We start from the raw sequence: 7,877 nt of genomic DNA on the forward strand, positions 1-7,877 counted from the left end.
GATATAAGAAGATTTCTGCATGTATGCGACAGCTTTATTTCCAGTATTAATAAAGGATTTTTTCATCTTTTGGGGGAGATTATGGTTTATACTTAATGACACTCTATATTCTTAATAACTGATAATGTAAGGACCTTTAGAGGGAGAAGCAACTTTAAATTATAACTAATTAAGCTACGGAGCAATCGCTTTCGAAGAGGGATTGCTTTAAAGAGAGTATAACATTTTAATTGCACATGAAGAATATATGAGTAGATACGTTATTAATGATACTTCATACTGTGAGATTTTAAATTTGGATAGGAGAAATAAAGACATTGTTTTTATCAATTAGTTTTTTTAGAAAGTTGCAATCTCTGTTGCTTCTATCTATTCAATAGAGCGTTTTGGGAGAATATCGAGTAGGAAGGTACATGGATTCGCTTTTATGCGTTTTTAGGATGTCTTCTCTTTTCATTTAGGAACAATGGTGCCATCAATGATTATTTCTTCAACACTTGATTATCGTAAGGCAGCAAAGCGTCGTCTTCCTCCCTTTCTTTTTCACTATATTGATGGTGGGGCTTATGCTGAAGAAACGATGCGACGCAACTGTAAAGATCTTCAAGCTCTTGCACTGCGTCAAAGGATTCTAAGGCAAGTTGGTGAAGTTGATCTTTCAATCAAACTTTTTGATCAGACACTTGATTTACCGATTGTACTTGCACCTGTTGGTCTAACGGGCATGTATACACGTCGTGGAGAGGTAAAAGCAGCGCGTGCCGCAGCGGCAAAAGGGATTCCTTTTACTCTATCCTCTGTTTCAGTTTGTCCCATTGCGGAAGTGCAAGAAGCGATTGGAGGTGCATTTTGGTTTCAACTTTATGTTCTCAAAGATCGCGGTTTCATGCGTGATGCACTAGAACGGGCTTGGTTAGCTGGTGTACGCACGTTGGTTTTTACAGTTGATATGCCAGTTCCTGGTGCACGTTATCGTGATGCGCATTCGGGGATGTCTGGTCCTTATGCTGGTTTACGTCGTTTTTTACAAGCTTTGACTCATCCATATTGGGCTTGGAACGTTGGTGTTATGGGGCGCCCTCATGATCTTGGAAATGTCTCTGCTTATCTCAAAAAGAAAATTGCATTGGATGATTACGTTGGTTGGCTTGGTGCAAATTTTGATCCATCAATTGGTTGGCATGATTTACAATGGATTCGCGATTTTTGGAAAGGAAAAATGATTTTGAAAGGTATTCTTGATCCAGAAGATGCACGAGAAGCAGTAAAATTTGGTGCGGATGGTATTGTTGTTTCTAATCACGGCGGACGTCAGCTTGATGGTGTATTATCAACAACACGAGCGTTGCCTGCAATTGCGGATGCTGTAAAGGATTATTTGACTATTTTAGTGGACTCAGGTGTTCGTTCTGGTCTTGATGTTGTACGCATGATAGCACAAGGTGCGGATGCTGTTATGATTGGCCGTGCTTTTGTTTATGCGCTTGCAGCAGCAGGTAAGAAAGGTGTTATGCATCTCCTTGATCTTTTTGCCAATGAAATGCGGGTAGCTATGACACTGACTGGTACTCAGACAATCAAAGATATTACACGCAAGAGTTTAGTAAATATAGATGTTTTTAAGCAATGAAAGCAATATGTTATACTTCTTTCAGAAAAAGAAAGTCTTTTTATAGAGGAGCATAATTATATATTTTAAAAAATATGTTGACAGTTAAAGTTAAATAGAAAAGATCAATAAGCTCCTCTATAAAATCACATAAAATACTCAGTAACTAAAATAATACTCCGTAAATACAATAATACTTAACGCAAAAATCTTAATAATAATAAACACAAAAAAAACACTAATAACATTGCATACATCTTTTACTTATTTTATTAAAATCTCATTCTACGGATAAAAAGGAACAAGCGCTGATATTAAAGGTAAAACAACTGTTGGTATAGAAAAAATAGCTATAAATAATGCTGTGAGCATTTTTCCCTCCTATATATAAAAATATAATATGTTAATTACTTCTTTACCACATTAGCATAAAACGTAAATTTATAAGCTTCATTTAGTTTTATTTTAATATAGAATAATATTAATTATTATATATAAATAAAATTATTAAAAATGTCAATATGTATTTATTGAAAGCTATAATTATAATAAAAAATGGATCTAATAAATAATATTCCTATAATCTATATATTATTTATATTAATTTTATTTGGTAATATATTATATGGATATGATGTTTTTTTATGGAGTACATTTTTAAGCAATGAAAAAAATACCCATACTATCTTTAAAAAAGCTCGTTTACTGAGAGCAAAATTTCGTGAATTAATGTGCTTTTCTTTCTTATTTTCTTGCATCATCAATGATTTATGATGTTTTTGAACTGGCGAGCATATTAGGAAGCAGTTGAATATTTTTTGTATAGTATGTCGTTTCTAACACTATTTATGCGTTCTCGATTGATTTTATAACTTGTTAAAATATCCAGTTCGTTTTTATTGCAGATGGGGATGGTGGGGGGGCCTAATGATACAAATTGGCATAGAATGTTTTGTTCTATAAGCGATTTAACAATTGCATCTCCAAGCTTCTCCTTTGATACTATGCTCTTCATAGACAACAACAGATTGGTGAGATTGGCATAACTCTAGCACTGATCTATTATCTCAAAGTTGAATGGTTGGCACACTTGTAAGCGTTGGGATAACTTCATGTTTTTTGAAGCTCTTTAGCAACATCAAGACAAATCTGAACAGTTTCTTCAGTAGCAAGTAAGAGAACATCTTTTCCTTTTTTAAACAGAAGTTTTGCTGATATCAATTTTTGAAGTATTTTTATGAATATTCATAACAGCACGCTTTCCTAAACCTATATAAATAGGTACAAGATTACTCAGAGTAGAAAGAATTACAGTTTCCATTTGATCGAATTTCTACTCGTAAGTAATTGGATAATATTTACTTTATCGCTGAATAAAAAAGAAAAGTTTTTCTCTCTTTAAATAGAGGATGGATTGTCATCTAGCCAATAGGGATAGTTTGCGAGAAATTTGTTCGATGCAAAACGACTTAATATTGCAGTTACTTTGTATCATTTGAAGCTGTGAAAAGAAGGCTAAGATAGATGAAAGAATGTAAAAAATGATGGATACATTTTAAGATAAAAAATTATAATTTTGTTAATTCTACACCAGTTGCTGCCGATATTGGTGGCAAAAGAAATTTGATCAAAAAATATCAAAATTATTTGAGAACATTCCTCATGGCATGTAGATTAAACCTTTTTGTTGGTATGGGTGAGATTTTCTTTGAGCAGAAATTGATTCTATCTCCTGAAATCAGCAATAATCTCTCAGGTTATGTCGTAAACTTTTTAGGGATGTTACAACGCCACTATCGTCCTTTTATGAAAAATTTAGCATTTCAGATGAGCAGTTGTGAGGAATTTCAACGTTTAATACAGCAAGATCCAGAAACTCTCACGGATTTAGAACGGGCTTCAAGATTTTTATATTTACAGCGATTAAGTTTTAGAGGGAATGTAAATCGTACGATGAGAGTAGAAAACCATCGTAGCGCGCGGGGGGCTTAAGCCTTTCCAATTTGAATGCGTGCTAAAACTTATTTTCCACTGTTTAGCAGGTGTTAGCATTGAACATTTAGACTGGTCTGATTTTATTGTGCGTTATGATCGCCTAAAAATCTTGTTTTATCTTTCACCACTTTAATTGTGGTTTTGAAGGTTATTAAAGAAAGGATTTTTATAAGCGGGAGGATTATCAGCCGATGTCTAAGCTGCTTGCATAATAAGAGGGAGTTTTTTGTCTTTAAACAATATGCTAGAAATTCAAAAAACTTTAGTTAACTTTATAAAAGAGGTTACACCATCTTATACAGACTGCTCTGCAAATAACACAATTGCTGGTAAGGAATGGGGCATCACCAATTTTGATTTCTAAAAAAGAAACAATACGTATTAAATAGTCTTTAACTTTGTAGATTTTTGAGAATCCTTTCAGAATCTTTTGAAAAAAGTGAACTGATAGAAGATATTTCTATCAAAATATAGCAACTTTTCTAACAAGTTAGGAATAAATCTAAAAATATATATTAAATATAAAAACAGTACGATATGTAGGCAATCTGGGCTTTAGAAACAAGAATCAAAGCGTATAAAGATGCATAGAAGTGAGATTGAGACATATCATTTTTATGATTCAATAAAAAATAAAAATTAAAGAAAAAATTTTATATCAAAAATTTAAGGTGGTTTAAAAGGTGGACGGGCAATGCATGGAAGGATGAGCGAGAAGGTAAATTAGGGGAGAGCGATTTATAGATTATCAGTATCTTTGTAAAAGTATTTTCTCAAGATAAATATTGTGATGAAATAGATTGTAGTTGAATGTTCGAAAAGATAATACGCACTCTTAACTTTTCCGTTATACACATCACAATAAAAGCCGTGAAAAGCACGGTCTTATTACAAACTTTCTCTAAAAGCAGTACATGAGTTTGCAAGATATTACAGTAATATTTTAAAAGAAGGATTTTATTTCAGGAAAAAATTATCTTAAAATAGTAAAGCAATATTCTTCAAGAAATTGCTAGGCGACTTTTGAAAGTAAAAAAGCTAAGTTAAAAAATAAAAGCAAAAATGGTTGTTGGTTTTCTCAACTGGAGTTGCATGTCATTTCCCACATAGGGAATTTACCTATAGAAAAATTAACAGCCAAGATCATTCACAATGTTTTCCCGCCACTTTAGCATGAAAAAGCAGATATAGTGCGAAAGTATTTGCCTTATCGTCAACATCATTATTATAATTAGGAAGCTGAAACAACATCATTTACAAATCACATAAAAGCCTTACCATTATTCATTATATAGCTCCGTAGATTGCTTTTCTTCAAGCATGCCAGCCCCTAGATGTTATTTTTGTTGAAAACAGAACCTTTGTGTATGATCAGTTCTTTGAACGACGATAGTAGTGCAATCCATAAAATCTTTTCTCATCTTCTTTTGATAGGATAACAAAGATGTCCTTAGAATACATCAATAGACTCAATCATTTTACACAAACATAATCTGTTGAATCCTTTAGTTTCAATTCAGACATCTCAGTTATTCTAATTAAATCTAATCGACCACCAGAGTGTTTTAATCCTTTAAGTGCTTTTACTTTTAATCTGAATGTATCCACCTCTTTCAAATCTTTTCATTGATTGATGTTTCAGAGGAATTATATTTTTATCACTTTATTTTCCGTTTATCTCTCCAACCACATAAACGTTCACCTTGTTCGTTATGTTTTAAAATATCTCTCGCCAAATTTGGACTAATGACATTGATATCTTGTCGATTCAAATAAATTGGCAGCCATCCAATACAAGAAGTTCGTTCATTCGTCGCGCAACCAGCTAGAAAGCTTAGTGCGCACATCAGCATCACTTTTCTTATTAATTTCATTTTCTACCTCAAGCCGTGTTGTCGCTATCTTGAAATCTTCTTTTGTTTGCTTTTGCTTCTCAACTTTTTTCCCAAGAAAAAAGGCTTTGACTAAAGCTATAAGAAAAGCTGCTATGAGCGCTGACGTCATTGTCAGATATTTTTTTATCCATAAAATCATAGGCGGTGTTCCTGAAAACGTTTAGCAATGTATATCATAGCCGTACAAGCAGCTAAAACCATAATGCCTGCTAGAACCCATTGAACAGGACCATTTCCTGCAAAAAGACCTCCAAGCCCTGAAAAAGAACCTATGATTGGTGCAAGAGCTTCTACTTTGCAAATACCTGTTACGCCTTCTGGTTCTACTACATGATAATTGGGGGCAACATGAGCTCCTTTTGCCCACAATCCTGCTTCGGTTGCTCGGCGATTGACAAGACCTTGGATACGTTTTCCTCCTACTCTTGTCCATTTTTGCAATTCGGTTGGTATCGCTTCATATTCACCTTTATTAAGCTTTTTTAAAAGTGTAGAATTGCGAAATGCTGTGATTCCTACATTATAGCAAAATGATACTAATGCCGCGAATTGTTCATCGTTTAAAGGAACGGTAACGGTTTTTTCAACAACAGCTTCATACTCCCTCAAGTCCTGACAAAGGATTTTTTCAGCTTCTTTTTCCGTAATTTGCATGTCTTTGTGGACGCTTGGGGCACCAGCAGCACTTGTATGTCCATAACCAATTGTCCAGACACCACCAGAATCTTCATAAGCTGATAAACGTAAGCCTTCCAATTGCTTAATCAATACAAGCCCTTCTTTTGATATTTTTCGCATTATTTTTACCTATAAAAAACTACACAAAGCAGGATATGAATTAAAAACTTACATCTACTCATTTTTAAGAACAGAACAGCGAAAGGGCATAATAAATTCAAAACATCCATAGTGGATTATTTTAAGATCCATATCATTTTTTTGAATAAAGATTATGCTAAATACTATTCATTTTGCAGCAATTGATCTCCATCTAAAGACAATAACTTTATAATAATTCCATTTATAATCAGATAGATTTCACTCATAAACCAGTTGATCTAGAATGATTTAGAAGAACTTTACTTCAAAAAACTTCAATAATTCCGATGACAAAAAGCACTTTTAACAAAAAATAAGAGACATAATAATTAATGAAATAATTAGGGTTGATTTTTAAGTAATTTCAAAATTCATAAATTGCACCACAGAATTTTTTTATAAAAACAAAAAAACATTATAATTTAACATTATACATCTAAAATTTATCTTAGAATCAATAAAGCATATACATAACGTGTTATACATATTTAATAAAAAAATCTATAGTTAATTTAATTATTCTTTGTTTTTTCTCCTAATTGCTTAATTTCATTAAAAAATACCTTTATGAAGGATTTCAAATAAACTGTTACATAAAAAAACATAATGGATATTTCCCCTCTCTTGCAGTCTGTTTCCAAATGAAACAATATATTAGTGGAGCATATTCAATATATAGACCAATGATATTTGATAGTTTTTTTAAGAATATTGTACTGTAATAAATTTGAACAAGTAGTTCAGTTTCATATATTTTCTTTTTCATATGAAGCATTTGGTGGGGCGTTCGGGTCCAATGGTATCATCTTTGTCTGGTGTTGTATTGGCTAGGTTTCCAGCAGCCTCTTAAACAAATCAATCAAGCTATTGAAATATTTTTAGAGGCAATAGCACAAGAGACACAAAAGATTTTGACAAAAGGCTGCTTGAAAATATAGGAATCTCTCTCCTCCTAGCATCCCAGCCCATTTACATAACATAAAAAATAAAAAGGCAATGAGATGATATTTGATGATGGCAATAGATATGTAATAATACGTGAGTGTGCACAGATTTTTAGTATATCCACAACAACGATTCGCCATTAGATGCTTCAGGGGGGGGCCGGAGCCATATAAGCTAGGGAGAGCAGTGAGGTGGAGAAAGAAAGAGACTTTAGCATTTATTCCAGAGAAAAATACGGAGCAAATAACAACAGATTAGATAAAATCGTATAAACCCTAGAAGGTAATCTTCAAACAGATAATTAAATAAAAAATCTATATATTTCAACAACTTAAGAAAGATGGTGCCGCATGCCGGCAGACAGGGCTTTATTAGCAAGAATCAAATCGTATAAATATGTGCAAGAGCATATTGATGTCTATAATTTTTTATGTTCCAATAAAAAATTAAGAATTAAAGAAAAAATCTCAAATCAAAAAATTAAGGTGGTCTAAAAGGTGGACGAGCAATGTGTGAAAAGGTGGACGAGAAGGGAAATTAAGTGAGGGCGATTCATCGGTTATCAGCATCATTCGTAAAGACGTCTCCGCAGGGTAAATATTGTGACGGGGCAG

5 protein-coding genes and 2 pseudogenes are annotated in these 7,877 nt (G+C 33.0%); 4 read left to right on the top strand and 3 right to left on the bottom strand.

Translation table 11 applies throughout. The features are described from left to right. Positions 1 to 478 precede the first annotated feature (478 nt). Entirely contained in the window at positions 479 to 1,630 is a 1,152-nt protein-coding gene (gene lldD, locus ACFINO_RS07315) for an FMN-dependent L-lactate dehydrogenase LldD (RefSeq protein ID WP_375655338.1), read from the top strand. Positions 1,631 to 2,804: 1,174 nt separating this feature from the next. Here lldD and ACFINO_RS07320 read toward each other — a convergent pair. Next, complete coding sequence (locus tag ACFINO_RS07320; RefSeq protein WP_375632867.1) at positions 2,805 to 2,930, bottom strand: hypothetical protein; 126 nt, start codon at positions 2,928 to 2,930, stop codon at positions 2,805 to 2,807. A 341-nt stretch (positions 2,931 to 3,271) separates the two neighbouring features. On the opposite strand from ACFINO_RS07320, the gene ACFINO_RS07325 reads away from it, so the two are divergent. Further along, complete coding sequence (locus ACFINO_RS07325; RefSeq protein WP_375642961.1) at positions 3,272 to 3,601, top strand: hypothetical protein; 330 nt, start codon at positions 3,272 to 3,274, stop codon at positions 3,599 to 3,601. Between the two features lie 1,809 nt (positions 3,602 to 5,410). On the opposite strand, the gene ACFINO_RS07330 is transcribed toward ACFINO_RS07325, so the two are convergent. Then, positions 5,411 to 5,638, bottom strand: coding sequence for a hypothetical protein (locus tag ACFINO_RS07330; RefSeq protein ID WP_375618608.1), 228 nt, complete (start codon positions 5,636 to 5,638; stop codon positions 5,411 to 5,413). Further along, complete coding sequence (locus ACFINO_RS07335) at positions 5,635 to 6,297, bottom strand: lysozyme (protein WP_375632873.1); 663 nt, start codon at positions 6,295 to 6,297, stop codon at positions 5,635 to 5,637. Before ACFINO_RS07335 ends, ACFINO_RS07330 begins: the two co-directional genes overlap by 4 nt. A gap of 1,022 nt (positions 6,298 to 7,319) precedes the next feature. Between ACFINO_RS07335 and ACFINO_RS07340 the strand changes: the two are divergent. Next, positions 7,320 to 7,521: pseudogene (locus tag ACFINO_RS07340) on the top strand (helix-turn-helix transcriptional regulator). 283 nt (positions 7,522 to 7,804) lie between these two features. Next, a pseudogene (locus tag ACFINO_RS07345) lies at positions 7,805 to 7,877 on the top strand (DUF4102 domain-containing protein); the annotation flags it as partial.

The sequence above is a fragment of the Bartonella sp. AA83SXKL genome (genome assembly GCF_042196965.1).
In the GTDB taxonomy this organism is placed as follows: domain Bacteria; phylum Pseudomonadota; class Alphaproteobacteria; order Rhizobiales; family Rhizobiaceae; genus Bartonella.

Bases quoted from the DNA above. Each gene is read 5' to 3' on its own strand.
- lldD (WP_375655338.1), top strand. From the start codon at position 479: ATGATTATTTCTTCAACACTTGATTATCGTAAGGCAGCAAAGCGTCGT.
- ACFINO_RS07320 (WP_375632867.1), bottom strand. From the start codon at position 2,930: ATGGAAACTGTAATTCTTTCTACTCTGAGTAATCTTGTACCTATTTAT.
- ACFINO_RS07325 (WP_375642961.1), top strand. From the start codon at position 3,272: ATGGCATGTAGATTAAACCTTTTTGTTGGTATGGGTGAGATTTTCTTT.
- ACFINO_RS07330 (WP_375618608.1), bottom strand. From the start codon at position 5,638: ATGATTTTATGGATAAAAAAATATCTGACAATGACGTCAGCGCTCATA.
- ACFINO_RS07335 (WP_375632873.1), bottom strand. From the start codon at position 6,297: ATGCGAAAAATATCAAAAGAAGGGCTTGTATTGATTAAGCAATTGGAA.